At 71.0% G+C, this 24701-nt stretch carries 24 protein-coding genes; 17 read left to right on the plus strand and 7 right to left on the minus strand.

Annotated features, from left to right (window positions below; translation table 11 throughout):
* Window positions 1–77: 77 nt before the first annotated feature.
* Both ACFQS7_RS06125 and ACFQS7_RS06130 read left to right on the plus strand, forming a co-directional pair.
* Window positions 78–1748 (plus strand): formate--tetrahydrofolate ligase, encoded by a 1671-nt coding sequence (locus ACFQS7_RS06125; RefSeq protein WP_380066132.1) that lies wholly within the window; start codon window positions 78–80, stop codon window positions 1746–1748.
* A 317-nt stretch (window positions 1749–2065) separates the two neighbouring features.
* The gene (locus ACFQS7_RS06130; protein ID WP_380066133.1) at window positions 2066–2602 is read left to right on the plus strand and encodes a sigma-70 family RNA polymerase sigma factor; all 537 of its coding nucleotides are present in this window, start codon (window positions 2066–2068) and stop codon (window positions 2600–2602) included.
* A 33-nt stretch (window positions 2603–2635) separates the two neighbouring features.
* Here the strand turns inward: ACFQS7_RS06130 and ACFQS7_RS06135 are convergent, their stop codons facing one another.
* On the minus strand, window positions 2636–2887 hold the full coding sequence (locus ACFQS7_RS06135; RefSeq protein ID WP_380066134.1) for a hypothetical protein: 252 nt from the start codon (window positions 2885–2887) through the stop codon (window positions 2636–2638).
* Between the two features lie 166 nt (window positions 2888–3053).
* On the opposite strand from ACFQS7_RS06135, the gene ACFQS7_RS06140 reads away from it, so the two are divergent.
* The gene (locus ACFQS7_RS06140; RefSeq protein ID WP_380066135.1) at window positions 3054–4265 is read left to right on the plus strand and encodes a methyltransferase domain-containing protein; all 1212 of its coding nucleotides are present in this window, start codon (window positions 3054–3056) and stop codon (window positions 4263–4265) included.
* Between the two features lie 36 nt (window positions 4266–4301).
* On the opposite strand, the gene ACFQS7_RS06145 is transcribed toward ACFQS7_RS06140, so the two are convergent.
* On the minus strand, window positions 4302–4988 hold the full coding sequence (locus ACFQS7_RS06145; protein ID WP_380066136.1) for an RraA family protein: 687 nt from the start codon (window positions 4986–4988) through the stop codon (window positions 4302–4304).
* Window positions 4989–5050: 62 nt separating this feature from the next.
* Window positions 5051–5752: an SDR family oxidoreductase gene (locus tag ACFQS7_RS06150; protein ID WP_380066137.1), complete on the minus strand. Its 702-nt coding sequence runs from the start codon at window positions 5750–5752 to the stop codon at window positions 5051–5053.
* A gap of 70 nt (window positions 5753–5822) precedes the next feature.
* Between ACFQS7_RS06150 and ACFQS7_RS06155 the strand changes: the two genes are divergently transcribed.
* The gene (locus tag ACFQS7_RS06155; protein WP_380066138.1) at window positions 5823–6995 is read left to right on the plus strand and encodes an NADH:flavin oxidoreductase/NADH oxidase; all 1173 of its coding nucleotides are present in this window, start codon (window positions 5823–5825) and stop codon (window positions 6993–6995) included.
* A gap of 134 nt (window positions 6996–7129) precedes the next feature.
* Here ACFQS7_RS06155 and ACFQS7_RS06160 read toward each other — a convergent pair whose 3' ends face one another.
* The 3 genes from ACFQS7_RS06160 to ACFQS7_RS06170 form a co-directional block, all read right to left on the minus strand.
* Complete coding sequence (locus tag ACFQS7_RS06160; protein WP_380066139.1) at window positions 7130–7537, minus strand: septal ring lytic transglycosylase RlpA family protein; 408 nt, start codon at window positions 7535–7537, stop codon at window positions 7130–7132.
* 83 nt (window positions 7538–7620) lie between these two features.
* On the minus strand, window positions 7621–8040 hold the full coding sequence (locus ACFQS7_RS06165; protein ID WP_380066140.1) for a DUF1810 domain-containing protein: 420 nt from the start codon (window positions 8038–8040) through the stop codon (window positions 7621–7623).
* A 17-nt stretch (window positions 8041–8057) separates the two neighbouring features.
* Window positions 8058–8309 (minus strand): hypothetical protein, encoded by a 252-nt coding sequence (locus ACFQS7_RS06170; RefSeq protein ID WP_380066141.1) that lies wholly within the window; start codon window positions 8307–8309, stop codon window positions 8058–8060.
* Window positions 8310–8382: 73 nt separating this feature from the next.
* On the opposite strand from ACFQS7_RS06170, the gene ACFQS7_RS06175 reads away from it, so the two are divergent.
* From ACFQS7_RS06175 to ACFQS7_RS06200, 6 genes are all read left to right on the plus strand, one after another.
* Window positions 8383–9735, plus strand: a complete 1353-nt coding sequence (locus ACFQS7_RS06175; protein ID WP_380066142.1) for a replication-associated recombination protein A — start codon at window positions 8383–8385, stop codon at window positions 9733–9735.
* A complete protein-coding gene (locus ACFQS7_RS06180; RefSeq protein ID WP_380066143.1) occupies window positions 9732–10115 on the plus strand; it encodes a fluoride efflux transporter FluC in 384 nt (127 codons plus the stop codon). Before ACFQS7_RS06175 ends, ACFQS7_RS06180 begins: the two co-directional genes overlap by 4 nt.
* 70 nt (window positions 10116–10185) lie before the next feature.
* Window positions 10186–10566 (plus strand): lipocalin-like domain-containing protein, encoded by a 381-nt coding sequence (locus tag ACFQS7_RS06185; protein WP_380066144.1) that lies wholly within the window; start codon window positions 10186–10188, stop codon window positions 10564–10566.
* A 243-nt stretch (window positions 10567–10809) separates the two neighbouring features.
* The gene (locus ACFQS7_RS06190; RefSeq protein ID WP_380066145.1) at window positions 10810–12192 is read left to right on the plus strand and encodes a M20/M25/M40 family metallo-hydrolase; all 1383 of its coding nucleotides are present in this window, start codon (window positions 10810–10812) and stop codon (window positions 12190–12192) included.
* A gap of 16 nt (window positions 12193–12208) precedes the next feature.
* Complete coding sequence (locus tag ACFQS7_RS06195; RefSeq protein ID WP_380066146.1) at window positions 12209–13747, plus strand: AbgT family transporter; 1539 nt, start codon at window positions 12209–12211, stop codon at window positions 13745–13747.
* 28 nt (window positions 13748–13775) lie between these two features.
* Window positions 13776–15590: an SLC13 family permease gene (locus ACFQS7_RS06200; protein WP_380066147.1), complete on the plus strand. Its 1815-nt coding sequence runs from the start codon at window positions 13776–13778 to the stop codon at window positions 15588–15590.
* A gap of 147 nt (window positions 15591–15737) precedes the next feature.
* Here ACFQS7_RS06200 and ACFQS7_RS06205 read toward each other — a convergent pair whose 3' ends face one another.
* Entirely contained in the window at window positions 15738–16097 is a 360-nt protein-coding gene (locus ACFQS7_RS06205; protein ID WP_380066148.1) for a septal ring lytic transglycosylase RlpA family protein, read from the minus strand.
* Between the two features lie 223 nt (window positions 16098–16320).
* Between ACFQS7_RS06205 and ACFQS7_RS06210 the strand changes: the two genes are divergently transcribed.
* From ACFQS7_RS06210 to ACFQS7_RS06240, 7 genes are all read left to right on the plus strand, one after another.
* Complete coding sequence (locus ACFQS7_RS06210) at window positions 16321–17310, plus strand: RluA family pseudouridine synthase (RefSeq protein ID WP_380066149.1); 990 nt, start codon at window positions 16321–16323, stop codon at window positions 17308–17310.
* 6 nt (window positions 17311–17316) lie between these two features.
* Window positions 17317–19953, plus strand: a complete 2637-nt coding sequence (locus ACFQS7_RS06215) for an AsmA family protein (RefSeq protein WP_380066150.1) — start codon at window positions 17317–17319, stop codon at window positions 19951–19953.
* Between the two features lie 195 nt (window positions 19954–20148).
* Window positions 20149–20862 carry an ATP12 family chaperone protein gene (locus tag ACFQS7_RS06220; protein WP_380066151.1) on the plus strand — a complete coding sequence of 238 codons (714 nt, stop codon included), beginning with the start codon at window positions 20149–20151 and terminating at the stop codon, window positions 20860–20862.
* Window positions 20859–21125 carry an acylphosphatase gene (locus ACFQS7_RS06225; protein WP_380066152.1) on the plus strand — a complete coding sequence of 89 codons (267 nt, stop codon included), beginning with the start codon at window positions 20859–20861 and terminating at the stop codon, window positions 21123–21125. Before ACFQS7_RS06220 ends, ACFQS7_RS06225 begins: the two co-directional genes overlap by 4 nt.
* Before the next feature lie 369 nt (window positions 21126–21494).
* Entirely contained in the window at window positions 21495–22079 is a 585-nt protein-coding gene (gfa, locus tag ACFQS7_RS06230) for an S-(hydroxymethyl)glutathione synthase (protein ID WP_380066153.1), read from the plus strand.
* A gap of 89 nt (window positions 22080–22168) precedes the next feature.
* Complete coding sequence (locus tag ACFQS7_RS06235) at window positions 22169–23260, plus strand: TRAP transporter substrate-binding protein (RefSeq protein ID WP_380066154.1); 1092 nt, start codon at window positions 22169–22171, stop codon at window positions 23258–23260.
* 229 nt (window positions 23261–23489) lie between these two features.
* The gene (locus ACFQS7_RS06240; protein ID WP_380066155.1) at window positions 23490–24683 is read left to right on the plus strand and encodes a hypothetical protein; all 1194 of its coding nucleotides are present in this window, start codon (window positions 23490–23492) and stop codon (window positions 24681–24683) included.
* The last annotated feature ends 18 nt before the right edge of the window (window positions 24684–24701 follow it).

A 24701-nucleotide genomic window follows, 5' to 3' on the forward strand; every position in this document is an offset into this window, starting at 1 on the left:
ACCGGATGGTTGCTGCCGCGGCTTGCCCCTGGCCGCCCGGGACGATAAGCGCGGGGAGCCTGCCGGGAGGGAACACCATGGCCACCGACCTCGAGATCGCGCGCGCCGCGACCCTGTTGCCGATCGGCGAGGTCGCCGCCCGCGCCGGCATCCCGGACGACGCCCTGATCCCCTTCGGCCGCCACAAGGCGAAGCTCGACTTCGGCCTGCTCCGGACCCAGTCGACCAAGCCGCGCGGCAAGCTGGTGCTGGTCACCGGCATCAGCCCCACCGCGGCGGGCGAGGGCAAGACCACCACCACCATCGGGCTCGGCGACGCGCTGAACGCGCTCGGGACCAAGACCATGATCTGCCTGCGGGAGCCGTCCCTCGGCCCCTGCTTCGGCGTGAAGGGCGGGGCCACGGGCGGCGGCCGGGCGCAGGTGGCGCCGATGGAGGACATCAACCTCCATTTCACCGGCGACTTCCATGCGATCACGGCCGCGAACAACCTGCTCTCGGCGATGATCGACAACCATTTGTACTGGGGCAACGGGCTCGGCATCGACCCGCGCCGCGTCACCTGGCGCCGCGCCATGGACATGAACGACCGCAACCTCAGGAACATGGTGCTCGGCCTCGGCGGCGCGTCGCAGGGCGTGCCGCGCGAGGACGGCTTCGACATCACCGTGGCGTCGGAGGTCATGGCGATCTTCTGCCTGGCGCGCGACCTGGCCGACCTGCAGGACCGGCTGGGCAGGATCATCATCGGCCAGACCCGCGACGGCACCAGCATCACCGCGCGCGACATCAAGGCGGACGGCGCCATGGCCGCGCTGCTGCGCGATGCCTTGCAGCCCAACCTGGTGCAGACGCTGGAGGGCTCGCCCGCTCTGGTGCATGGCGGGCCCTTCGCCAATATCGCGCATGGCTGCAACAGCGTCATGGCGACGACGCTGGGCCTCTCGCTGGCCGATGTGGTGGTGACGGAGGCCGGGTTCGGCGCCGACCTGGGCGCCGAGAAATTCCTCGACATCAAGTGCCCGAGCGCCGGGCTGTCGCCCGACCTCGCGGTGGTGGTGGCCACCGTGCGCGCGTTGAAGATGCATGGCGGCGTGGCGAAGTCGGCGCTGGGGCCGGAGGACGTGGCCGCGGTCGAGCGCGGCGTGGTGAACCTGGTCCGGCATGTCGAGAACATGCGGAAATTCGGCCTGCCGGTCGTCGTCGCGCTGAACAAGTTCACCACCGACACGGCGGCCGAGATCGCCGCCGTGCAGCACGCCATGGCCCGCATCGGCGCCGAGGCGTTCCTCTGCACCCATTGGGGCGAGGGCGCGGCGGGCGCGGCCGGGCTGGGCCGCGCGGTGCAGGCGTTGCTGGCCCAGGGCCATGCGAAGTACCGCCCGCTGTACGAGCCCGCGCTGCCGCTGGCCGACAAGCTGCGCACCATCGCGCGCGAGATCTACCACGCCGCCGAGGTGCAGATCCCGCCCGCGGTCGCGGCGCGGCTCAGGCGCTTCGAGGAGATGGGCTTCGGCCATGTCCCGGTCTGCGTCGCCAAGACCCAGTACAGCTTCAGCGCCGATGCGACGAAGATGGGCGCGCCGGAAGGCCACGTGCTGCCGGTGCGGGAGGTGCGCCTCTCGGCCGGGGCCGGCTTCGTCGTCGCGGTCTGCGGCGACATCATGACCATGCCCGGCCTGCCGCGGCATCCGGCGGCGGAGGGCATCGGGCTGGATGGGGACGGGCGCATCGACGGGCTGTTCTGATGCCGCGGCACCGCCCGGTGCAGCCGCGGTGCGAGGATTCGGTGGCCGTTGCACGGTAAGGCTGTGCCGTGCGGCAGGGATTCCCGTAGCGCTCGATGATGCGCCGGCGTATCGCGCCACGCCGGCGCGCCGGTCTGTGTCATCGGTGCACGGGCCTGGCGCAATAATGGCCAATCCATGAATCCCGCACGTAAGCGTGCAGCGCAGCAACCTGGGTTACACGCAAGGGTGTGCCCGCCTCGGCGCACCCATCGCCGCCCATCGGATAGTGTCGGCCCCGACGAGATCGCCGCGCGAGAGGGGGCTACCGGTACCGCATGCAAGATGACAGGGCGCCCGGGGCGGACGCCTTCGCGAACGCTGTTGCCGCGGAGATCCCGCGGCTTAGACGTTTCGCGCGCGTGCTGGTGAAGCACGGCGATGCCGCCGACGACCTTGTGCAGGAGACGCTCGTCCGTGCGATCGGAGCGCGCGACCAGTTCCAGGAAGGGACAAATCTCCGCGCCTGGCTTTTCACCATCCTGCGCCACGCGCGCGCCGCAGCCGTGCGGCGTGCCGCGCGCAGCCCCTTCCTGTCGCCCGAGACCATGCCGGAGGCGGCGATCTCCGGCGGGCAGGAGGAACGCCAGGCGATGCGCGACGTCATCATCGCCTTCCGCCGCCTGCCGCCGATCCACCGGGAGGCGCTTTGGGTCGTGGTGGTCGAGGGGCTCGACTACAGCGAGGCGGCCAAGGTGCTCGGCGTGCCCGCCGGCACCTTGCGGTCGCGGCTTTCCCGGGCGCGGGAGGCGCTGCGCCGCGGCGTCGGACTGGAGCCGAAATCCGGAGGGGACCCGGATCTCGGGCGCTACTAGACCGGATCGCCGGCGGCCGGGCGTCCGCCCGGGTCAGTCCTTGCGGTCGCCGAGCAGCCGCAGCATCTGATCCGGCACCGGTTCGACGAGCACCCCGGCATGCAGTTGCGTCAGGTGGCGGCGCAGCCAGGCGTCGAACGCGGGCGAGTCGGCCTCCGGCACGGCAGGAGGCGCGAGATTGAGCGGGGCCAGGTCCGACATGGAAGCCCCAATGCCAACATCGGGAGCCGGTTCCCCGCCGGGCAGCGGCGGATTCGGCACGGTGTTCGGCTTGGCCTCGGGCATGCGGCGGTTGGGCTCCGGGCTCGTGCCGCGAAGGCGGGCCAAGCTGGCTGTAATGCGCGTGAAAGTAGATAATCTTTTTCACATTAGCAAGCACGCGATGGTGATGGAACCTGGCCTCCCGTGTCTGCCGGATTGCCCTGGCGGCGCCCGGCTGCGATGAGGGGCCATGCCCCCCGAGGATCCCCAGGCCCTGCTGCAACGAGGCGCCGCCCGCCATGCCGCGGGCGATGTCGCGGCGGCCGAGCGGCTGTACCGCCAGGTGCTGAAGCGCCGGCCGGACGAGCCCAACGCGCATAACCTGCTGGGCGTGCTGGCGCGGCAGCGCGGCGATGCCGCCGGCGCCCTGCGGCACACGGAGCGCGCGCTGGCGATCGCGCCGGAGGAGCCGGTCTTCCTGGCCAATCGCGGCGCCGCCCTGGCCGAGGCCGGGCGGCTGGCCGAGGCGGTGCCGGCGCTGCGGGCGGCCCTCGCCCGCCGGCCGGGCGACGCGGTGGCGCTGCGGAACCTGGGCCAGGCGCTGTGCGCGCTGGGCGATGCCGCGGCTGCGCTGGCGCCGTTGGAAGGTGCCGCGGCGCTGCTGCCGGCGGCGCCCGAGCCGCTGCTGGCGCTCGCCCATGCCCGGCGCGAGGCCGGCGATGCCGCCGGTGCGGCCCAGGCGGCCAAGGCGGCGCTCGACCGTGCCGCGGCGGCGCCCGTGCTGGCCGGGCAGGCCCGCTTCCTGCTGGCGGCGCTCGGCGCGGCGCCGGCGCCCGACCGCGCGCCGGCCGCCTATGTCCGTGACCTGTTCGACCAGTTCGCCCCGCGCTTCGAGGCCGAGCTGACCGGGCGGCTGGACTACCGCACGCCGGCGCTGCTGGCGGCGCTGCTGGCCGATGCCGGCGTGGCGGCGGCGCGGCGGCTGCGGGCGCTCGACCTCGGCTGCGGCACCGGCCTGTCCGGCGCGGCGCTCGCCCCCTTCGCGCGGCGGCTGGAGGGGCTCGACCTCTCGCCGCGCATGCTGGCCGAGGCGCGTCGGCGCGGGATCTACGACGCGCTGCACGAGTCCGACCTGCTGGACTGGCTGCCGGGCCGCGCCGCCGCCTTCGACCTGGTCGCCGCGGCCGACGTGCTGAATTACCTGGGCGACCTCGGGCCGGCGCTGGCGGCGATCGCCGGCGCACTGGCGCCGGGCGGGGTGGCGGCCTTCTCGGTCGAGGCCGGGGTGGGCGCGCCCTTCGCGCTGGGCGAGGCGATGCGCTACCGGCACGACCCGGCGCATGTCGCGGCGCTGGCCGAGGCCGCCGGGCTGGCGGTGGCGGCGCGGCAGGCTGTGGTGCTGCGCCAGGAGAAAGGCGCGCCGGTGGCCGGCGCGCTGTTCGTCCTGCGGCCGCGCGGCTAGCCCGACTGTCCGCCTCCCTCGCGGGGGAGCCGCGCGCTACCCGCCGACCACCGTCGCCCCGGCCATGATCGCCCGCAGCTTGGCCGTCTCGGTCGCGCCGGATTCGACCGCCGCCACCGCCTTGGCCTCCGCCGCCCGCACCCGGTCGAGCGCTGCCAGCACCGCCTCGGCGCGGTCCTGCGGCACCACCACCACGCCATCGGCATCGCCCACCACGATGTCGCCGCAGCGCACGTGCAGGCCGCCGCAGACCACCGGGGCGCCGACCTCGCCCGGGCCGTTGGCGGCCGGCGAGGTGGGCACGATCCCGGCGGCGAAGCACGGCAGGCCGGTGGCGACGATGCCGGCGCGGTCGCGCGCCAGGCCATCGGTGACGAAGGCGGCGACGCCCTTGTTCCTCATCAGCCCGACGACGATGTCGCCGATCACCGCGGTACTGCGGTAGCCGTCGTTGGCGACGACGATGACGTCGCCGGCCTGGGCCTCGCCCAGCGCACCGAAGACGCCGACCACGTCGGCCGGGTAAGCGAAGGCGGTCAGCGCCGGGCCGACGAAGGCGGCGCAGCCGGGGTCCATCGGCTTGATCTGCCAGTCCATCGCGCCGCGGCCGTCCATGGCATCGACCAGGTGGGAGGTCTGGGCGCCGCGGAAGCGTTCCAGCAAAGCGGGGTCGGGGCGGGCATGGCCGCGCTGGATCTTCAGCACCGGCGGGTTGTCGAGCATGGCGGTTCCTTCCCTGCGATGGAGGGATGCTTGCGCGCCCGCCGCCGCCGCGCAATGCGGGCCTAGTCCGCGTAGATCATCTTCCGCGTCATGCCGCCATCGGTGACGAATTCGGCGCCGGTGACGAAGCCGCTCTCCGCGCCGCAGAGCCAGGCGACCAGCGAGGCCACGTCCTGCGGCCGGCCGACACGGCCGGCGGGATGCTGCGCCGCATCCTCGGCGGACAGCGTGGCACCCTTGGTCTCGATCCAGCCGGGACTGACGCAATTCACCCGCACCTCGGGGCCGAGGCTGACGGCGAGCGCATGGGTCAGCGCGACCAGCCCGCCCTTGGAGGCGCTGTAGCTTTCGGTGTCCGGCTCCGACTGGTGCGCGCGGGTGGAGGCGATGGTCACCACCGTGCCGCGCGCGGCGCGCAGCATTGGCTCCGCCGCACGGACCAGCAGGAAGCTGCTGGTCAGGTTGGTGCCGAGCACGGCGTTCCACTCCGCCAGCGTCAGGTCGCGGATCGGCTTGCGGATCATGAAGCCGGCATTGCAGACCAGCGCGTCGAGCCGGCCCTCCCGCGCGGCGATGTCGGCGACCAGCGCCTCGACCGCCGCTTCATCCGAGACGTCGGCCGTGACGCAGCGGCCGGGATGCGGCGGCGCCGCGGCGTCCCGGTCCGCGATCACCACCTGCCAGCCATCGGCGGCGAGGCGCGCCGCCACCGCCGCGCCGATCCCCCGCGCGCCGCCCGTCACCAGCGCCACCTTCCCAGCCATCCGCCCGCCCTCCTTTCCAGCCACGCCCGGGCCTGTAGCATGGCCCTGGAGACGGAAAGGAAACGCAGGAATGGCCGAGCCGCTGCTGTTCACGCCCATGCAGATCCGGGGCGTGACGCTGAAGAACCGCGTCGTCGTCGCACCCATGCACCAGTATGCCGCGGTGCGCGGCTTCGCCACCGACTGGCACCTGATGAATGCCGGGCGCTACGCCGCCGGCGGCGCCGGGCTGATGATGGTGGAGAGCACCAAGGTCGAGCGGCGCGGCTGCGGCACCATGGGCGACCTCGGCCTCTGGGACGATGCCTTCGTCCCCGGCCTCGCCCGCATCGTCGAATTCATCCGGGCGCAGGATTGCGTGGCGGGGATCCAGATCGGCCATTCCGGCCGCAAGGCGCGGCGCTTCCGGCCCTGGGAAGGCGGCGCGCCGCTGACGCAGGAGGCCGTGGTCGCGGCGCTGGACCAGGCCGAATGGGAGGCCTGGGACCTGGTGGCGCCCTCCGCCGCGCGCGCGCCCGACAGCGATCCGCTGCCGCGCGCCCTGTCGCGCGAGGAGGTCAAGGACACCGTCCTGCGCTGGGGCCAGGCCGCCCGCCGCGCCAATGAGGCCGGCTTCCAGGTGCTGGAGATCCACGGCGCGCATGGCTACCTGATCCACCAATTCCTCAGCCCCTTCTCCAACCGCCGCAACGACGAGTACGGCGGCGACGGGATGGGCCGCATGCGCTTCTGCATCGAGGTGGTGGAGGAGGTCCGCCGCCACTGGCCCGAGGACAAGCCGCTGTTCCTCCGCCTGTCGGTCGAGGACGATGTCGGCTGGGGCCCGGCCGAGAGCGTGGAACTTGCCAAGCTGGTCAAGCCCAAGGGGATCGACGTGATCGACTGCTCCTCGGGCGGGATGTCCGGCGCGCCGGTCGTCGGCGCCGGGCCGGTCGGCTATGGCTACCAGGTGCCCTATGCGGAGCGGCTGCGGCGCGAGGCGGGGATCCTGTCGATGGCGGTCGGGCTGATCGTCCATGCCGACCAGGCCGAGGGCATCCTGCAGAAGGGCGAGGCCGACCTGATCGCGCTCGCCCGGGAGCTTCTCTACAATCCGAACTGGCCGATGGACGCGGCGCAGAAGCTGGGCGTCGATCCGCGCTTCGCCCTCGTCCCGCCCGCCAGCGCCTATTGGCTGGAGAAGCGGGCGCGGCAGGTGAAGACGATGGTGCCGAGCACCTATCGGGAGGCGCTGGAAGCCTGAGGCCAGGGAGGAAGTATCCTCCCTGGCCCCTCCTCTATGTCTGGGAGTCGGGACCTGCCGCGTGGCAGGTGCCAAGCCCACAAAAAGGAAGGGAGGGGTTTGGGGAGGGAATACTTTTCCCTCCCCAACCTTGCTCAGCGCGACGCGGTCTCGGTCGGCGCGGCGACCGGCTTCACCTCGACCGGCGCGACGCCCTTGTGCTTCATGCCGATCTTCTCGGCGACCTTCGGCGTCACGTCCACCACGCGGCCCTTCGCATAGGGGCCGCGGTCGGTGATCCGCACCCGCTGCGACTGCCCGGTCTCGAGGTTCGTCACCTCCGCCACCGAGCCGAGCGGCAGGGTGCGGTGCGCCGCGGTATCGGCGCCGGGGTCGAAGCGCTCGCCGCTGGCGGTGCGCTTCCCCTCGAAGCCAGGGCCGTAATAGGAGGCCTCGCCACGCTGCGCCGGCGGTGCGGCGGCCTCCGGCACGGGCTGGGGCGGCGGGCCGGCACAGGCGGCGAGGCCGGCGAGCAGCAGGGCAGGGGCCGCGAGGCGATGCATGGGCGTTCTCTCCGTTCCGGTGCGGTCCCGGAGGGAGATGACGCAAGCGGCGGGCATCGGTTGCAGCGGCTGCCGGCACCGGTTCAGAGCAGCGCCAGCGTCCGCGGGTCGGGCGCGCCGTCGAAGTAGCGGTCGAGCGCCGTGCGGAAGACGCTGTCGCCGGGGCGGACTGCCGCGAACAGCGTCATGCTGGAGCGGAACTTGACCGCATCCACGCTGCCGAGGATCTCCGCCGCGCCGCGCCCCTGCACGGCGTTGACCAGTGCGGTGCACTCCTCCAGCCGCGGTCCCAGCACGGGATGCGCCAGATAGGCCCGCGCTTCCTCCAGCGAGGCGATCCCGTAGCGATGCGCCATGGCGCTCTGGCCGAGCCCCCGCAGTTGCGGGAAGACGAACCACATCCAGTGGCTGCGCTTCTGTCCCGCCGCCAACTCGCGCCTGACCTGGTCCAGCAGCGGGTCCTGCGCGGCGATGAAGCGTTCGAGGTCCATCCTGTCGGGCATCGGCCGATCCTCCGCCTTCACCCCGCCTCGGTCCAGGCCGCCGCGGCGCCGAGGGTCAGCGCAGCCCCCTGCGCCAGGGGCGCTGGCAGGCCGAACCCGGCAAGCATGACGAAGCCAAGGAATTGGCCGAGGAAGACCGCGGCGCCCAGATTCAGGGGCGTGACGTTCACCGCCTCGCGGCCGGCCAGGTTGAGGGCGGAGACAAGCCCTGCCAGCAGGGCAAGCAGGATGAAGGCGCAGTGCGGTGCCAAAACGTTGAATGATTGCATCCCCCAGCAACGCACGGATGCGCCGCGAGTGCCCCGGATCGCCGCGGCGTGACGGCATGGCTATAGTCCCGGCATGGCCAACCGCCGCCCCGCCGCCCCCGCCGAGGACCTCTTCGGCGGCCCGCCCGAACCGCCGCCCGAGGCCGCGCCCGCCGGCCCGCGCCCGCTCGCCGACCGGCTGCGGCCGAAGGCGCTGGAGGAAGTGGTCGGGCAGGACCACCTGCTCGGCCCGGCCGGCGCGCTGTCCGGCATGCTGGCGCGCGGCAGCCTCGCCTCGCTCATCCTCTGGGGGCCGCCGGGGGTGGGCAAGACCACCATCGCCCGGCTGCTGGCGCAGCGCGCCGGGCTGGTCTTCGTCTCGCTCTCCGCGGTCTTCTCCGGGGTCGCCGACCTCAAGCGGGCCTTCGACGAAAGCCGCATGCGCCGGAAGGCGGGTCAGGGCACGCTGCTCTTCGTGGACGAGATCCACCGCTTCAACCGGGCGCAGCAGGACGGCTTCCTGCCGGTGGTGGAGGACGGCACGGTCACGCTGGTCGGCGCCACCACCGAGAATCCCTCCTTCGCGCTCAACGGCGCCTTGCTCTCGCGCTGCCAGGTGCTGGTGCTGCGGCGGATCGACGATGCCGCGCTGGAGCTGCTGCTGGACCGCGCCGAGGCCGAGGCCGGGCGCCCCCTGCCGCTGGATGCCGAGGCGCGCGGCACGCTGCGCGCCATGGCGGATGGCGACGGCCGCTACCTGCTGAACATGGCGGAGCAGCTGCTCGCCCTGCCGGCGGATGCGCCGCCGCTGACGCCCTCGGCGCTGGCCGACCTGCTGGCCCGGCGTGCCGCGCTGTACGACAAGGATCGTGAGGAGCACTACAACCTCATCTCCGCGCTGCACAAGTCGCTGCGCGGCTCCGACCCGGATGCGGCGCTCTACTGGTTCGCCCGCATGCTGCATGGCGGGGAGGACCCGCGCTACATCGCCCGCCGCCTGACCCGCTTCGCCGCCGAGGATGTCGGCATGGCCGATCCGCGCGCCCTGCCGCTGGCGATCGCGGCGTGGGAGACCTATGAACGGCTCGGCAGCCCGGAAGGCGAGCTGGCCTTGGCGCAGCTCGTCGTCCATCTCGGCACCGCGCCCAAGTCCAACCGGGTCTATGCCGCCTGGGGCGCCGCGCAGCGCGCCGCGAAGGAGACGGGAAGCCTGATGCCGCCCGCGCATATCCTGAACGCGCCGACCAAGCTGATGAAGCAGCTCGGCTACGGCGCCGGCTATGCCTACGACCACGACGAGGACGAGGCCTTCAGCGGCGCCAACTACTTCCCCGACGGCATGCCGCGGGCCAGCTTCTACCGCCCGACCGACCGCGGCGCGGAAGCCGCGATCGGCGAGCGGATGGAACGTTGGGCGGCGATCCGCGCGAAGAAGGCCAGGCGGTGAGCGCGCTCGGCTGGCCCTCGCTGCTGCTGGTCGCCGGCGGCGGCGCCTGTGGCTCGGTGGCGCGGTATGTCGTCTCCGTGCTGATGATCGAGTCGCTGGGCACCGCCTTCCCCTGGGGCACGCTGGCGGTGAACGTGCTGGGCAGCGCGGCGATCGGCGCGCTGGGGGGCTGGGGCATCGCCGGCGAGTGGCGGCTGCTGCTGGTCACCGGGCTGCTCGGCGGCTTCACCACCTTCTCCTCCTTCAGCCTGGAGGCCGGCCTGCTCTGGCAGCGCGCCTGGTGGCTGGCGGTGGCCTATGTGGCGGCGAGCCTGGTGCTCGGACTCGCCGCCTTTGCGCTGTGCTTCTGGCTGGCACGGCGGGGCCTCGCCGTGGGCTGACGCCGCGCCCGGCCTTGCCTATCCGTCCAGCCTGCGGCGACCATGGCCCCGACACGATGGGGGAACGGTCATGCAGGGCTTGGTCGGCATATGGCGGCTTGTAGAGGTGCGTGCGCGCGATCCGGAGGGGCGCCCGATCGCCTCCGAATTCGGCCCGGCGCCGATCGGCACGGTGCAGTTCGGCGCCGAGCGGATGATGGCGGCACTCGGCGACAGCCGGCCGCCGGCGGAAGGCGAGACGCGGTTCTGGGTCGCCTATACCGGGGTCTGGTCGCTCGACGGCGCGGTGCTGTCGACCCGGGTGGACGCGGCGCATCCGGCGAACCGCATCGGCACGGACCAAGTGCGCCAGGTCCGGTTCGAGGGCGACCGGGTGGTGCTGCAGCCGCCGCCGCGGATGGTGAAGGGCGTGATGAACCACCTGGAACTCGAGTGGGAGAAGGTCGGGTAAGGCCGCTCCACCCGTTGCGCGCAAGCGGGGCGGCGCGATCGCCTTCCGATTGTCCTGCGCCTCGATCCGCCTTGCCACTTGGTCCGCCAATCCGTAACGGTTGCGGGAAACGCTTCGGCATGGGCATCACGATGGTGCTGTCCTCGGGTCATCGGCCGGCCCGAGGTTATCGTAGTGGTTGCGAGACCGCATAGGGGCCGGCCATTCTGCCTGCGTCCAACAATAAGATCGACGGGAGGTACCATGTCCGAGCTCGACGACGTCCTGAGCCGGATCGACAGCGACATCGATGCGGCGCTGGAGCGCCTCTTTGCCGTGCTGCGCATCCGCTCGATCTCCACCGACCCCGCCTACGCCGCGGAATGCCAGGCCAATGCCGACTGGCATGCGGCCGACCTGCGCAGCATCGGCTTCACCGCCGAAGCGCGGCCGACCCCCGGCCACCCGATCGTCGTCGCGCATGACCGCAGCGCCACCGGCCGTTCGGCGCTGTTCTACGGCCATTACGACGTCCAGCCGGTGGACCCGCTGGAGCTCTGGGACAACGACCCCTTCGACCCAAGGATCGAGACCCTGGCGGACGGCACCAGGGTCATCCGCGGCCGCGGCGCGGCCGACGACAAGGGCCAGCTCATGGCCTTCGTCGAGGCCTGCCGCGCCTGGAAGGCGGTGACCGGCAAGCTGCCCATCCCCGTCACCATCATGCTGGAGGGCGAGGAGGAGAGCGGCGGCGCCAACCTGCCCGGCTTCCTCGCGGCCAATGCGGCGGAGCTGCGCGCCGATATCGGCCTGATCTGCGACACCAACATGTGGGACGCGGCGACGCCGGCCATCGTCACCATGCTGCGCGGCCTCTGCGGCGAGGAGGTGATCATCCACGCGGCCGACCGCGACCTGCATTCCGGCTTCTACGGCTCGGCCGCCGCCAACCCGAACCGCGTGCTGGCGAAGATCCTGGCCGAGCTGCACGACGCCGACGGCCGCGTCACGCTGGACGGCTTCTACGACGGCGTGCCGGAGCTGCCGAACGCGCTGGCCGCGCAGTGGGACACGCTGGGCTTCAGCGCCGAGGCCTTCCTCGGCGCCATCGGGCTTTCGGTGCCGGCCGGGGAGAAGGGCCGCAGCGCGCTCGAGATGGTCTGGTCGCGGCCGACCTGCGAGATCAACGGCATGGGCGGCGGCTACCAGGGGGAGGGGTTCAAGACTGTCATTCCCGCGGTCGCATCCGCAAAGGTGTCCTTCCGCCTGGTCTTCGACCAGGACCCGCACAAGGTGCGCGCCGCCTTCCGCAAGCATGTCCGGGACCGGCTGCCGGCCGATTGCCGCGCCGAGTTCCTCGAGCACGGCTCGGGCCAGGCGATCCGCTTCCCCGACGACGACCCGGCCTTCGCCCTGGCCCGCCAGGCGCTGAGCGACGAATGGGGCAGGCCGGCGGTCTTCATCGGCGGCGGCGGGTCCATCCCCGTCACCTCGCAGCTCAAGCAGTCGCTGGGCATGGACGTGGTGCTGGCCGGCTTCGGCCTCGACGACGACCGCATCCACAGCCCGAACGAGAAGTACAACCTGGTGAGCTTCCACAAGGGCATCCGCTCCTGGGCGCGCATCCTCGACGCCCTCTCTCGCTGATCCGGAGCAGACGCCCATGGCCGCCGTGACCGAGGCCCCGAAGACGGGGATGCAGACGCTGCTGGATGCGGTGGAGCGCGTGGGCAACCGCGTGCCCCACCCGGTGATGATCTTCGTCTACCTCATCGGCATCATCATCGTGCTGTCGACCCTGCTTTCGCTGTTCGGCGCGGAGGTCAGCTACCAGGCCTACAACCCCGCCACGGGGGAGATCGAGCCCGCCACCACGGCGGCGCGCAGCCTGCTCACGGTCGCCGGCATCCGCTTCATGTTCAGCGGCATCGTGCAGAACTTCATGAACTTCAACGCCGTCGGCGTGATCATCATCGCCATGGTCGGCGTCGGCGTCGCCGAGGAATCCGGCCTGGTCAAGGCGCTGATCCGCAAGCTGGTGATCATCGCGCCGCGCTGGGCGCTGACCTACATCCTGGTCTTCGTCGGCATCCTGTCCTCGATCGCGGCGGACGCCGGCTACCTGGTGCTGATCCCGCTGGCCGCGGCCGCCTTCATGAGCGTCGGGCGCCACCCGCTCGCCGGGCTGGCGGCGGCCTTCGCCGCGGTCGCCGCCGCCTTCCTGGTGAACATCCTGATCGTGCCGGTCGACGGCATCCTGACCGAGATCACCAACGATGCGATCCGCCTGGTCAACCCGACGCTCTCGGTCGACCTCGCCGCCAATGTCTGGTTCTCCATCGGCTCGACCCTGCTGCTGACGGTGCTGATCGCGCTGATCACCGAGAAGGTCATCGAACCCCGGCTCGGCACCTATGTCGGCGACTACCAGGTGCCGGGCGAGACCGGCATGTCGGACGACGAGCAGCGCGGGCTGCGCTGGGCCGGCTACGGCTTCCTCGGCGTGCTGGCCTTCATCGGCCTGCTGCTGCTGCCGCCGGGCGCGCCGCTGCGCAACCCCGACACCGGCGCGATGATCGCCAACTCGCCCTTCATGAACAGCCTGATCGTCTCGATCGCGCTGATCTTCCTGGTCGCCGGCATCTGCTACGGCAGGGGCGCGCGGACCATGAGCACCACCGGCGAGGCGATCGCCGCCATGCAGAAGGCGATCGGCTCGCTCGCCGGCCTGATCCTGCTGTTGCTGGTGATCAGCCAGTTCATCGCCTTCTTCAACTACACCAACATGGCGACCCTGGCCGCGGTCTCGATGGCGACCTTCCTGCAGCAGCTGAACCTGCCGACGGTCGCGCTGCTGATCGGCTTCGTCGTCGCGGTGTTCTTCATCGACCTCATCATCACCGCGGCGATCGCCAAATGGGCCATCTTCGCCCCCGTCTTCGTCCCCCTGCTGATGCAGCTGGGCGTCGAGCCCGAGGCGGTGCTGGCGGCCTACCGCGTCGGCGATTCGCCGATGAACGCCATCACCCCGCTGAACGCCTATTTCGCGATGATCGTGACCTTCGCCATCAAGTACCAGAAGGATGCCGGCGTCGGCACCGTGATCGCGCTGATGCTGCCCTATGTCCTGGTCCTGTCGGTGGTCTGGACCGGCTTCCTCGCCGGCTGGTACCTGCTCGGCCTGCCCTGGGGGCTTGGGTGAGGGGCGCGCAGGGCCGGGGGGGCGTGGCATGAGCGACGTCACCCTGATCGGCCTGATCATCGCCCTCGCGGTGGTCCTGTTCGTCTGGAACAGGCTGCCGGTCGTCATCGTCGCCATGGGCGTCGGGCTGTCGCTCTATGCCACCGGCATCCTCAGCCTGGGCGGGGCGCTGGCCGGCTATAGCGACCCGGCGGTGATGTTCATCGCCAGCCTCTTCATCATCAGTGCGTCCCTGGACCGCACCGGCGTCACCGCCTGGGCCGGCCGCGCGCTGATCGCCGGCGCCGGGGAGGAAAGCCGCGCCCGGCTGCTGGTCCTGGTCGGGCTGCTGGTGGCGCTGCTGACCGCGCTGATCAGCGTCAACGGCGCGGTCGCCGCCTTGCTGCCGGTGGTCGTGGTCATGGCGGTGCGGCTCAAGCGCGCGCCGTCGCAGCTGCTCATGCCGCTGGTCTTCTCGGCGCATGCCGGCTCGATGCTGGCGCTGACCGGCACCCCGGTGAACGTGCTGGTGGCCGAGGCCGCCACCGATGCCGGGCTCGGCGGCTTCGGCTTCTTCGAATACACCATCATCGGCATCCCCCTGCTGCTCGGCACCATCGCGATCATCGTGCTGATCGGCCACAAGGTGCTGCCGGAACGCGGCGGGCCGTCGATGCCCGCCGATTTCAGCCGGCATGCCCGCACGCTGGTCGAGCAGTACGGGCTCTCGACCAACATGTTCCGCCTGCGCATCCGCGCCACCTCGCCGCTGGTCGGCATGCCGCCCGAGGGCATCGACCCGGCCGCCTTCGGCGAGCTGCGGCTGGTCGCGGTGCAGGACGGCGCCTCGGGCGGCCGGATCGGCCGGCCGGGCCTGGCCGAGGGCGATTTCCTGCTGGTGGCGGGCGACCCGGAGGCGGCGGCGGCCTATGCCGCCGACCGGCATCTCGGCTTCCGGCCGGAGGATGCGGCCTCCGAGGTCGAGGAGACGCTGTTCAACCGTACCTCGGGCCTGGCCGAGGTGATGATCCCGCCGCGCTCGGCGATGATCGGGGAATCCGTCTTCCCCGGCATGGTCACCGAGAGCGGCGACCTGGTCATCATCGCCGTGCAGCGCCAGGGCGAGGCGCTGGACGATGCCAGGATCGCGCTGAAGGCCGGCGACACGCTGCTGCTGCAGGGCACCTGGAAGGCGCTCGACGTCCGGCTGAACGACCCGCAGGTGCTGGTGGTGAACGCGCCCGACGTGGTGCGCCGGCAGGCGGTGCCGCTCGGCACCGGGGCGAAGCAGGCCATCATGGTGCTGCTGGCCATGGTCTTCTGCCTGGCGACGGGCCTGCTGCCGCCGGCGGTGGCTGGGCTGCTCGGCGCCGGCGCCCTGGTGCTGACCGGGGTGCTCAGCGTCGAGCAATGCTACCGGTCGATCGACTGGACCACGGTGATCCTGGTCGCCGCGCTGATGCCGCTCTCGACCGCGATGGAGGACACCGGCGCGGCGAAGCTGATGGCGGAAGGGCTGGTGGCGATGGTCGGCGATGCCGGGCCGCTGGCGCTGCTGGCGGGGCTGTTCGTCCTGACCGCGGTGCTGGGGCAGCTGATCAGCAACACCGCGACCGCGCTGATCGTCATCCCGATCAGCGTCGCCGCAGCCGAGAGCATCGGCGTCTCGCCGCGCCCGGTGCTGATGAGCGTGGCGGTCGCGGCGGCGGCGGCCTTCCTGACGCCGATCGCCACGCCGACCAACCTGATGGTCATGCAGCCGGGCGGCTATGCCTTCGGCGACTACTGGAAGCTGGGCCTGCCGCTGATGATCTGGTTCTTCGTGGTGGCGGTGTTCATCGTGCCGCTGATCTGGCGGTTCTGAGGCAAAGGGCCGGGGAGAAGGCATTCTCCCCGGCCCCCCGAATCGATTCCTCGAACTCGGTATCCGCCGTGCGGCCGGTGCCAACCCACGAAAAGGCAGGGTGGGATTCGGGAAGGGAACACTTTTCCCTCCCCCATCCTTGCCGCCCTACCGCGCCGCCACCCGCTCGTCCCGGTCCGGCACCCGGATCGGCTCCACCACCACCGCGGCGGTGCCCTCCTTCTTCATGTCGAGCTGCGCCGCCGTCCGCGGGCTCACATCGACGATCCGGCCACGCGTGTACGGTCCGCGGTCTTCGACCTTCACCTCGGCGGTCTTGCCATTCTCCAGGTTGGTCACCCGCGCCGTGGTGCCCAGCGGCAGGGTCTTGTGCGCCGCGCTGTTCGAGTTCGGGTTGAAGCGCGCGCCGTTGGCCATGCGCCGCCCGTTGAATTTGCTGCCGTAGTAGCTCGCCTTGCCGCGTTGCGGCTTGGCCTGCTTCGCCGCCGGCGTTCGTTCCGCCGCCACGGCTGCCGATGCCAGCGGTCCGGGTGCGCCGGCGCTGAGGACCAGGACAGCCGCGCCTGCGGCCAGAAGGGATGCGATATTCCTCATGCCCATCCTGACGCCCTGCGGCGTCGATGGTTCCGGGTCGCCCCCCCGTTCGCCCACGCCGTCGTGACCCCAGGCCGTCCTGCCCGCACGCCATGTTTCGCAACCATGCGCCCGAGGTGGTAAGGCTCCCCGCATCATGAGCATTGCCCACCGCACCGTCGTCGCCGCCGACACGGATACCCGGCTCGACCGCTGGTTTCGCCGCCACTTCCCCCAACTCACCCAGGGCGCGCTGCAGAAGATGCTGCGCACCGGCCAGATCCGCGTGGACGGCAAGCGGGCCGAGGCCAATACCCGGCTGCAGGAGGGGCAGGAGGTCCGCATCCCGCCCTTGCCGGACGGGCCGAAGCCCATCCCCGGCCGTTTCCCGGTCTCCCCGGAGGACGCCGCGGAGCTCGAGCGCATGGTGCTCTACCGCGATGCCAGCGTGATGGTGCTCGACAAGCCGCATGGGCTGGCGGTGCAGGGCGGGCCGGGGATCGTCCGCAACCTCGACGCGATGCTGGATGCGCTGCAATTCGAGGCCGAGGAGCGTCCCCGCCTGGTGCACCGGCTCGACCGCGACACCTCCGGCGTGCTGATCCTCGGCCGCACCGCCCAGGCCGCCGCCTGGCTGGCGAAGGCCTTCCGCGGCCGGGAGGTCGAGAAGACCTACTGGGCCGTGGTCGTGCCGCAGCCGGAAATGGCCGAGGGCCGCATCGAGCTCGCTTTGGCCAAGGTCGGCGGCCCGCGCGGCGAACGCATGGTGGCGGTCGACAACCCCGAGGAAGGGCAGCGCGCCATCACCGAATTCCGCACCCTCGACAACGCCAAGCGCCGCGCCGCCTGGCTGGAGCTGAAACCCTATACCGGCCGCACCCACCAGCTTCGCGTGCATTGCGCGGAAGGCCTGGGGACGCCGATCCTCGGCGACGGCAAGTATGGCGGCATCGCCGCGCACATGGACGGGCTGTCCAACCAGCTGCACCTGCATGCCCGCGCGCTGCGGCTGCCGCACCCCGAGGGCGGGATGCTGGAGGCCACCGCGCCGCTGTCGCCGCACATGAAGGAGACCTTCGACTTCTTCGGCTTCGAATCGCCGAAGACGCCGAAGCCGCGCCACCTCGCCCCGGTCTCGAAGCGTTAGGGCGGCATGCCGCGCGAAACCGCCTTCCCCGAACCGCTGCCCGGGCCGCCCGCCCGCCCGCGCCGCCGCTGGCCCTGGGTGCTGGCGGCGGTCGTCGGGCTGCCGGTCCTGGCCGGCGGGATCTTCCTCGCCGGCTTCGACCTGAACGGCCAGAAGCCGCGCATCCAGGCGGCGGTGAAGCAGGCGACGGGCCGCGACCTGACGCTGGACGGGCCGATCGGGGTGAAATTCTCCCTGGTGCCGACCCTGACGGTGGAGGGCGCTGCGCTCGCCAACATGCCGGGCGGCAGCCGGCCGCAGATGGCGACCGTGCAGCGGGTGGAGCTGGAACTGGCGCTGCTGCCGCTGCTGTCGCGCCAGGTCGAGGTGCGGCGGCTGCGGCTGGTCGCGCCCGACATCCTGCTGGAGACGGATGCGGCGGGCCGCCCCAACTGGGTGTTCGACCGTCCGGCGCCGCCGGACGCCGCCCCCGCACCCATGCCGGAGGCCCGCCCGGCCGAGGCGGTCCAGGCCACGGAGCGCCGGCTGCATCTCTCGGTCGGCCGCGTCGCGGTCGAGGCCGGCCGCGTGACCTGGCGGGACGGCCGGACCGGCGCCACCCGGACGCTCGGCATCCCCGGCTTCGAGGTGGCGGCCGACGGCGAGCGGGGCCCGGTGCGCGGCAAGGGCAACGTCACCCTCGACGGCGCGCCGATCAGCCTGGAGGGCGAGAGCGGCCCGTTGCTCGGCCTGACCCGGCCGCTGCCCGGCACCCCCTGGCCGGTCCGGCTGACCCTGGCCGCCGCCGGGGCCTCCGCCACGCTGGAGGGCAGCATCGACCGGCCGCAGGAACGCCGCGGCTGGAAGGCCGTGCTGACCGCCGCGGTGCCGGACACCCAGGCGCTGGTGCCGCTGCTGCCCGACCTGCCGCTGCCACCCCTGCGCGACATCCGCGCCCGGGTCGGCCTGGCCGATGCCGGGCCGGGGCAGCAGGCGCTGACCGCACTCGACGTCTCGATCGGCGCCTCGCCGCTCGACCCGCTGCTGCCCGGCCTCGCCCTGGCCGGGCTGCGGCTGACCCAGGCCGGGCCGGAGGCGCCGCTGGCGGTGGAGGGGACCGGCACCCTGCGCGACGTGCCGGTGACGCTGAAGGGCAGCACCGGGTCGCCGATGGTGCTGCGGCCGGGCAGCCAGGGGGCCATGCCGGTCGACCTGGTCGCCACCGCCGCCGGCGCCACCGCGACGGTGAAGGGCACGATCGGCGACCCGCGCCGGATCGGCGACGTCGCCCTGCTGGTGGCCTTCGGCATCCCGGACCTCGCCGCGCTGTCGCCGCTGGCCGGCACGCCGCTGCCGGCGGTGAAGGACCTGACGATCGGCACCGCGCTGGCCGAGCGCGGCTTCGGCTTCTCCGGCGGCGCCTTCCTCAAGGGGCTGCGCATCGCCTCCTCGGCCGGGGATGCCGAGGGCGAGCTGACCTATGTGATCGGCATGCGGCAGGGGCTGCACGGCAGGCTGGCCTCGCGCCGGCTGGACCTCGACTCGCCGGGACTGCCGGCTGATCCGGCCGCCGCCGGGGCGCCCGCCGTGCCGGCCGCGCCGCCGGCGCCGCCCGCCCGGCGCGACGGCCGGGTCATCCCGGAGGTGCCGCTGCCGCTCGAGCTGCTGCGGGTCACCGACAGCGACCTGCGCTGGACCATCGGGGAGCTGCGTTCGGGCGGGGTGACCCTGCGCGACACCACCGCGCATCTCGCCATCGCCGACGGCCGCGGCCGGCTCGATCCCTTCACCACCACCCTGCCGGGCGGGCATCTCTCGCTGCGCGCCGCGGCCGACGTCACCACCACCCCGCCCAGCCTGCAGGTCGCGGCGCAGTCGGAGGGAATCGACCTGGCGACGTTGCTCGCCGCGCTGCACGCGCCGGGGGGGACCGCCGGCCGGCTGGAATTCGACCTCGACCTGCGCGGCCAGGGCCGCGACCTGCGCGCCGTCGCCGCGACCGCCACCGGCCATGCCGGGCTGGCGCTGACCGATGGCCAGGTCGACAGCGGCTCCGGCTCGCTGCTCGGCCGGGCGCTGGGCGACCTGCGGCAGGCGGTGCCGCAGCTCGGCGCCCTGGCGGAGGGACGCGTCACCCTCGCCTGCGCGGCGACCCGCTGGCGGGCGGAGGCTGGCATCGCCCGGGCCGAGACGCTGCTGCTCGACGGCTCGCTCGGCAAGGTGGGCGGCGGCGGCCAGGCCAACCTGCGGGACGAGACGCTGGCGCTGCGGCTGCAGCTCGACCTGCGGCTGCCGATCCCGGGGGTGAGCCAGCTGCGGATCCGGGCGCCGCTGGCGGTGGGCGGGAGCTTCGCCAACCCGCGGCCGGATTACGGCCCGGCGCTGACCCGCGGGGCGATCGGCACGGTGGAGGGGCTGGCGCAGCTTCCCGGCGGCGTCGCCGGCGAGATCCTCGGCGCTCTCGGCGGCAATGGCGGCACGCCCTCAGGCGGTCTGCCGGATTGCGGCGCGGCACTGGCCGTGGCGCGCGGTGGCCGCGCCGGCCCGGTGCCCGCCGCCGGCCCGTCCGCCGCGCCCGCGCCGGCCGAACGCGTGCCGGCGCCGCTCAAGGGGCTGCCCGGCCCGGCGCAGGACCTGCTGCGCGGCTTGCTGCGCGGGCGCTGAGGGATGCGGCGGGAAAGGCAAAGGCATTTGCTCCCCCGACCCCTCCGCTGCTTTTTCCGCCTCGGGACCTGCCGCGCGGCGATTGCCAACTCCCAGGAACAGAGGTGGGGCCAGGGAGGATACTTCCTCCCTGGCCTTGCCCTATATCCCTGAGCTCCCCGGACCCACCTCCGGCCCGCGACCAAGGAAGGCATCATGAAGCGCTTCTGGGATACCGCCGCCGCCGCCCCGGATGCCGGCGGCTTCCGCGTGCTGCTCGACGGCAAGCCGGTGCGGCTGCCGAGCGGCACCCCGCTGGTTGTCCAGGCGCCGCGCCTGGCCGAGGCGATCGCCGCCGAATGGGCCGCCGCCGGCGGCGCCAAGGGCGGCGAGATGACCCCGGCCGACATCCCGCTGACGCGGCTCGCCGGCACCGCGCAGGAACGCATCGCCCCCGACCCGGGCGGCATGGTCGAGGGCCTGGCGAAATACGCCGAGTCCGACCTGCTCTGCTACCGCGCCGAGGATCGCCGCCTGGCCGCCATCCAGGCCGCCGAGTGGCAGCCGCTGCTCGACTGGGCGGCGCGCCGGCACGACGCGCCGCTGCGGGTCACCACCGGGCTGATGCCGGTGCCGCAGGAACCGGGGGCGGTCGATGCCCTGCGCCGCGTGGTCGCCGCCTGCAGCCCGATCGAGCTGACCGCGCTCGGCGTCCTGGTCCCCGGCTTCGGCAGCCTGGTCCTGGCGCTGGCCGTGGTGCAGCGGGAGCTGGAGGCGGCCGAGGCGCACCGGCTCTCGATCCTCGACGAGACCTTCCAGGAGGAGTTCTGGGGCCTGGAGGACGAGGCCGCCGCCCGCCGCCACCGGATCGCCACCGAGATCGCCCAGGCCGAGCGCCTGCTGCACCTGGCGCAGGACGCCGCCGCATGAGGGCCCGGCACCTGCTGATCGAAGGCCGGGTGCAGGGGGTGGGCTACCGCGACTGGATGGCGCGGGAGGCCGGGCGGCTCGGCCTCTCCGGCTGGGTCCGCAACCGGGTGGACGGCAAGGTCGAGGCGGTGATCGCCGGCCCCGAGCCGGCGGTCGAGGCGCTGCTGACCCTGGCGCGGCGCGGCCCGATCCTGGCCCGGGTGGACAGCGTGCTGGAGAGCTTCCACGAGGACGAGGTGGAGCCGGGCTTCCAGCGGCGCTGACGGGCAAGGCCGGGGGAGGGCGGTGTTCCCCCCCGGGCCGCCCCCGCCGGTGTGCCGGACCGGTGCCCGTCGCGCGGCAAATCCGGCGCGTCACGATCAGGCGCGCCGGGGCCGGTTCGGCCCAGACCCTTGCAATCCGCCAGGATCGGTGCGGCAGGCCAGCCGGAGTCCGGCGGATGCGCCCCGCCGCTTCGGACGGATCCGTGGTCCGGACGGCGGCCCACGATGGTCCTGCCGCGCATCCTGGCCCGCCGGCCGGCACCGCCGTTGCTGCTTGATCAACTCGGCCGGAGCAGGGGCGTGCCGCGGCCGGGCCGTGCCAGCCTTTCGGCCGCGGCGACAACACGCCGCCGCGGGAGGAAAAACCCCATGGCCGACACCGGAGAACCCAAGCTGCATCCCAGCCTCGACCACGGCATCACGCCGGGCACCGGCCGGTTTGCCGGCGGCACCCTGCGCTGCCGGTGCGAGCGCGACCAGGTCACCGTGCGGATCGAGGGCGACGTCGCCCACAACCATGCCTGCGGCTGCACCAAATGCTGGAAGCCGGAAGGCGCGATCGTCTCGGTCGTCGCGGTGGTGCCGCGCGACAAGCTCAGGATCACCGCGCATGCCGAGAAGCTGCGGGTGGTGGACCCCGCGGCGGCCATCCAGCGCCACGCCTGCACCGGCTGCGGCGTGCACATGTTCGGCCGGATCGAGAACCAGGAGCACCCCTTCTACGGGCTCGACTTCGTGCATCCCGAACTGCTGGTCGAGCCGGGCTCGGCCGCCCCGGGCTTCGCCGCCTTCGTCTCCTCGGCCATCGAAGGCGGCGTCGCGCCCGACCGCATGGCCGCGGTCCGCGCCCGGCTGAAGGCGCTGGGACTCGAGCCCTATGACTGCCTGTCGCCGCCGCTGATGGACGCGATCTCGACCGCCGTGGCGAAGAAGGCCGGCAAGCTGGCGGCCTAGAAAACCTTTGCGCAGGCGGAGCGGTGCCGCGCAGGATGCCGCTGCCGCCTGCGCCTGCCGGCGGCCAAATCAGCAGAGAGCAACCGTCCATGGAACGTCGTGGCATGCTGGGGGCCGCCCTCCTGGCCCCGGTGGCGCTGGCCGCACCCGCATTGGCGCAGACCCAGAACCCGGAGGTCCGCTGGCGCTGCGCCAGCAGCTTCCCGAAGAACCTCGACATCCTGTTCGGCGGGTCGGAATACCTGGCCAGGCGCGTCGCCCAGATGACCGACAACCGCTTCCAGATCCGCACCTTCGCCGCCGGCGAGATCCTGCCGGCGCTGCAGGTGCTGGACGGCCTGCAGTCCGGCACCGTCGAATGCGGCCAGACCGCCAGCCTGTACTACGTGGGGAAGGACCCGACCTTCGCCGCCTTCACCGCCATCCCCTTCGGCATGAACATGCGGCAGATGACCGCCTGGCTGCGCTACGGCGGCGGCAACGAGATCGCGGCCGAGCTGTACCGCGACTACAACGTGGTCGGCATCCCCTTCGGCGACACCGGCACCCAGATGGGCGGCTGGTTCAGGAAGGAGATCCGCAGCCTGGAGGACCTGAACGGGCTGAAATTCCGCATCTCCGGCTTCGCCGGGCATCTGTTCGCCAAGCTGGGCGCCTCGCCGACGCAGATCGCCGGGCCCGACATCTACCCGAGCCTGGAACGCGGGACGATCGACGCGGCGGAGTGGATCGGCCCCTATGACGACGAGAAGCTGGGCTTCGCCCGGATCGCCAAATACTACTACGCGCCGGGCTTCTGGGAGGGCTCCTCGCGCGGGGTGTTCATGGTGAACCAGCGCGCCTGGGACGGGCTGCCCGAGCACTACCGCCACATCCTGGAGGTGGCCTGCGGCGAGGCGACGATGGAGATGATGGGCCGCTACGACGAGGGCAACCCGAAGGCGCTGCGAAGGCTGGTGGCGGGCGGCGCGCAGCTGCGCGGCTGGCCAAGGGAGATCCTGAACGCGGCCTGGAAGGCCTCGGGCGAGCTGTACGAGGAGACGGCTGCGCAGAACCCAAGGTTCCGCAAGCTGTGGACGAGCTACAAGGCGTTCCGGGACGACCAGTTCCAGTGGTTCCGGGTGGCGGAGAATGCGTACGAGAATTTCGCCTTCGTCGCGGCGGCGGGGCCGCCGCGGTAGGGAAGGGAAGGTTGGGGGACGCTGTCCCCCGTTGGCGGCACTGCCGCCAACCCCCTGCCAGGCCAGGGTCTGGCCTGGACCGACCTGGGTTACGCCGGTCTCTAAAGGCTGAGTTAAGCCAATTCACTGCATATTCTCGGAGAATTTTTTGGAAAATGAAATTATGTTGACTTGATTGTCGATCGCAATAAAAATCGCGTCGCGTTGGACGGTTGTTTGGAGAGTTGCTGTGGATGATGCTTGGCTGATCGATGGGCGTGGTAGCGAAGCGCTAGTCAATTGCCATGACAATCTGATTGCTTTAGGATGCGCCGGCGTATTAAATCTGAAATCTTTCGATGAATCAAGTATAACTAAGGCAAATAACTATCATGCTGGATTATCCAGCTGTCTAAAGATCGCACTCAATTCAGAGAATATTGAAAATCCTATTAAATTTGTCTGGGGGCATAGTGAAAGCCTAAATGCGGTAGCAATTTCGGCAACAAAAAAATGTCCGCCAACTATATCAATCTATTTTGGGGCCATTGATATTATTAACCATACCTTTAATTCACTGCTTTCATCACGTCAATTTCTGGCGAAGGTGGGAGATGTACGTTTGGAGGCGGAACGTCCACAGTTGGGACATTTCGAGACATCTTTCGATAAGATAATAAAAGAATATGGCTCGATGCAGCCTAAATGCCGCATAAGACATAGATTGGCGCGATTTATGGCTTCTGCCGCGCTGGAATTTATTTTATTCCATGAGCTTGGACATATTGTCAATGGCCATATTTCTCCTGAAAGTCTCCGCTTTGAATTTGGCGCATACGGTGGATCCGAAGAAAATTTATTTGCCCATACGTTAGAAATGGATGCGGACGCTACAGCTGTAGTATTTTTATTTTCGAAGTTTTTTCCAATATTCAATAACGATTTAAGGTCGTTTCATGTTGAGAGTGATCGAGAGGCGTGCCATTTTTTACGATTGATTTTTGGGGTAGGGCTTCGGGGTGTTGCGAAGTTTCTTGCCTTGCTACTGGCAGCGTTCTTTTTTCTTTTTCCCTCCAATATAATTACGAAAAGCAATCTACTCTCGCATTACCATCCGCATCCATACCTCCGACAGCTAATGGCTTTTCAAGTGCTTTCGAATCACATATCGAAACTATTTCCACAAATCTCCAAAAAGGAGATTGTTGCGTATGCTGGAAGCGGCTTATTAGAAACAATAATGCCGCTCGGCCCCGGAAATTCATATCGCGAAGATCTCTTTAGTTTTGAGATATTATTAAAAGATGGCACACTGGACGCCTATATCAACACTTTACTTAAGGCTTGGTCGGATGTCCTCTTCGCTGAATGCGACTCGCGCAAACTTCGAGTGCGTTCTAGTCTGGCGAAGCCGCAAGAAATTATTGGTGGCTTGCTCACATAAGCTCGTCGTTCAGCCGTT

The organism is Dankookia sp. GCM10030260, assembly GCF_042666655.1.
Lineage (GTDB): Bacteria > Pseudomonadota > Alphaproteobacteria > Acetobacterales > Acetobacteraceae > Paracraurococcus.

What these genes read in the sequence shown, in the direction of transcription:
- ACFQS7_RS06125 (WP_380066132.1), top strand. Translation starts at nt 78, where the DNA reads ATGGCCACCGACCTCGAGATCGCGCGCGCCGCGACCCTGTTGCCGATC.
- ACFQS7_RS06130 (WP_380066133.1), top strand. Translation starts at nt 2,066, where the DNA reads ATGCAAGATGACAGGGCGCCCGGGGCGGACGCCTTCGCGAACGCTGTT.
- ACFQS7_RS06135 (WP_380066134.1), bottom strand. Translation starts at nt 2,887, where the DNA reads ATGCCCGAGGCCAAGCCGAACACCGTGCCGAATCCGCCGCTGCCCGGC.
- ACFQS7_RS06140 (WP_380066135.1), top strand. Translation starts at nt 3,054, where the DNA reads ATGCCCCCCGAGGATCCCCAGGCCCTGCTGCAACGAGGCGCCGCCCGC.
- ACFQS7_RS06145 (WP_380066136.1), bottom strand. Translation starts at nt 4,988, where the DNA reads ATGCTCGACAACCCGCCGGTGCTGAAGATCCAGCGCGGCCATGCCCGC.
- ACFQS7_RS06150 (WP_380066137.1), bottom strand. Translation starts at nt 5,752, where the DNA reads ATGGCTGGGAAGGTGGCGCTGGTGACGGGCGGCGCGCGGGGGATCGGC.
- ACFQS7_RS06155 (WP_380066138.1), top strand. Translation starts at nt 5,823, where the DNA reads ATGGCCGAGCCGCTGCTGTTCACGCCCATGCAGATCCGGGGCGTGACG.
- ACFQS7_RS06160 (WP_380066139.1), bottom strand. Translation starts at nt 7,537, where the DNA reads ATGCATCGCCTCGCGGCCCCTGCCCTGCTGCTCGCCGGCCTCGCCGCC.
- ACFQS7_RS06165 (WP_380066140.1), bottom strand. Translation starts at nt 8,040, where the DNA reads ATGCCCGACAGGATGGACCTCGAACGCTTCATCGCCGCGCAGGACCCG.
- ACFQS7_RS06170 (WP_380066141.1), bottom strand. Translation starts at nt 8,309, where the DNA reads ATGCAATCATTCAACGTTTTGGCACCGCACTGCGCCTTCATCCTGCTT.
- ACFQS7_RS06175 (WP_380066142.1), top strand. Translation starts at nt 8,383, where the DNA reads ATGGCCAACCGCCGCCCCGCCGCCCCCGCCGAGGACCTCTTCGGCGGC.
- ACFQS7_RS06185 (WP_380066144.1), top strand. Translation starts at nt 10,186, where the DNA reads ATGCAGGGCTTGGTCGGCATATGGCGGCTTGTAGAGGTGCGTGCGCGC.
- ACFQS7_RS06190 (WP_380066145.1), top strand. Translation starts at nt 10,810, where the DNA reads ATGTCCGAGCTCGACGACGTCCTGAGCCGGATCGACAGCGACATCGAT.
- ACFQS7_RS06195 (WP_380066146.1), top strand. Translation starts at nt 12,209, where the DNA reads ATGGCCGCCGTGACCGAGGCCCCGAAGACGGGGATGCAGACGCTGCTG.
- ACFQS7_RS06200 (WP_380066147.1), top strand. Translation starts at nt 13,776, where the DNA reads ATGAGCGACGTCACCCTGATCGGCCTGATCATCGCCCTCGCGGTGGTC.
- ACFQS7_RS06210 (WP_380066149.1), top strand. Translation starts at nt 16,321, where the DNA reads ATGAGCATTGCCCACCGCACCGTCGTCGCCGCCGACACGGATACCCGG.
- ACFQS7_RS06215 (WP_380066150.1), top strand. Translation starts at nt 17,317, where the DNA reads ATGCCGCGCGAAACCGCCTTCCCCGAACCGCTGCCCGGGCCGCCCGCC.
- ACFQS7_RS06220 (WP_380066151.1), top strand. Translation starts at nt 20,149, where the DNA reads ATGAAGCGCTTCTGGGATACCGCCGCCGCCGCCCCGGATGCCGGCGGC.
- ACFQS7_RS06225 (WP_380066152.1), top strand. Translation starts at nt 20,859, where the DNA reads ATGAGGGCCCGGCACCTGCTGATCGAAGGCCGGGTGCAGGGGGTGGGC.
- gfa (WP_380066153.1), top strand. Translation starts at nt 21,495, where the DNA reads ATGGCCGACACCGGAGAACCCAAGCTGCATCCCAGCCTCGACCACGGC.
- ACFQS7_RS06235 (WP_380066154.1), top strand. Translation starts at nt 22,169, where the DNA reads ATGGAACGTCGTGGCATGCTGGGGGCCGCCCTCCTGGCCCCGGTGGCG.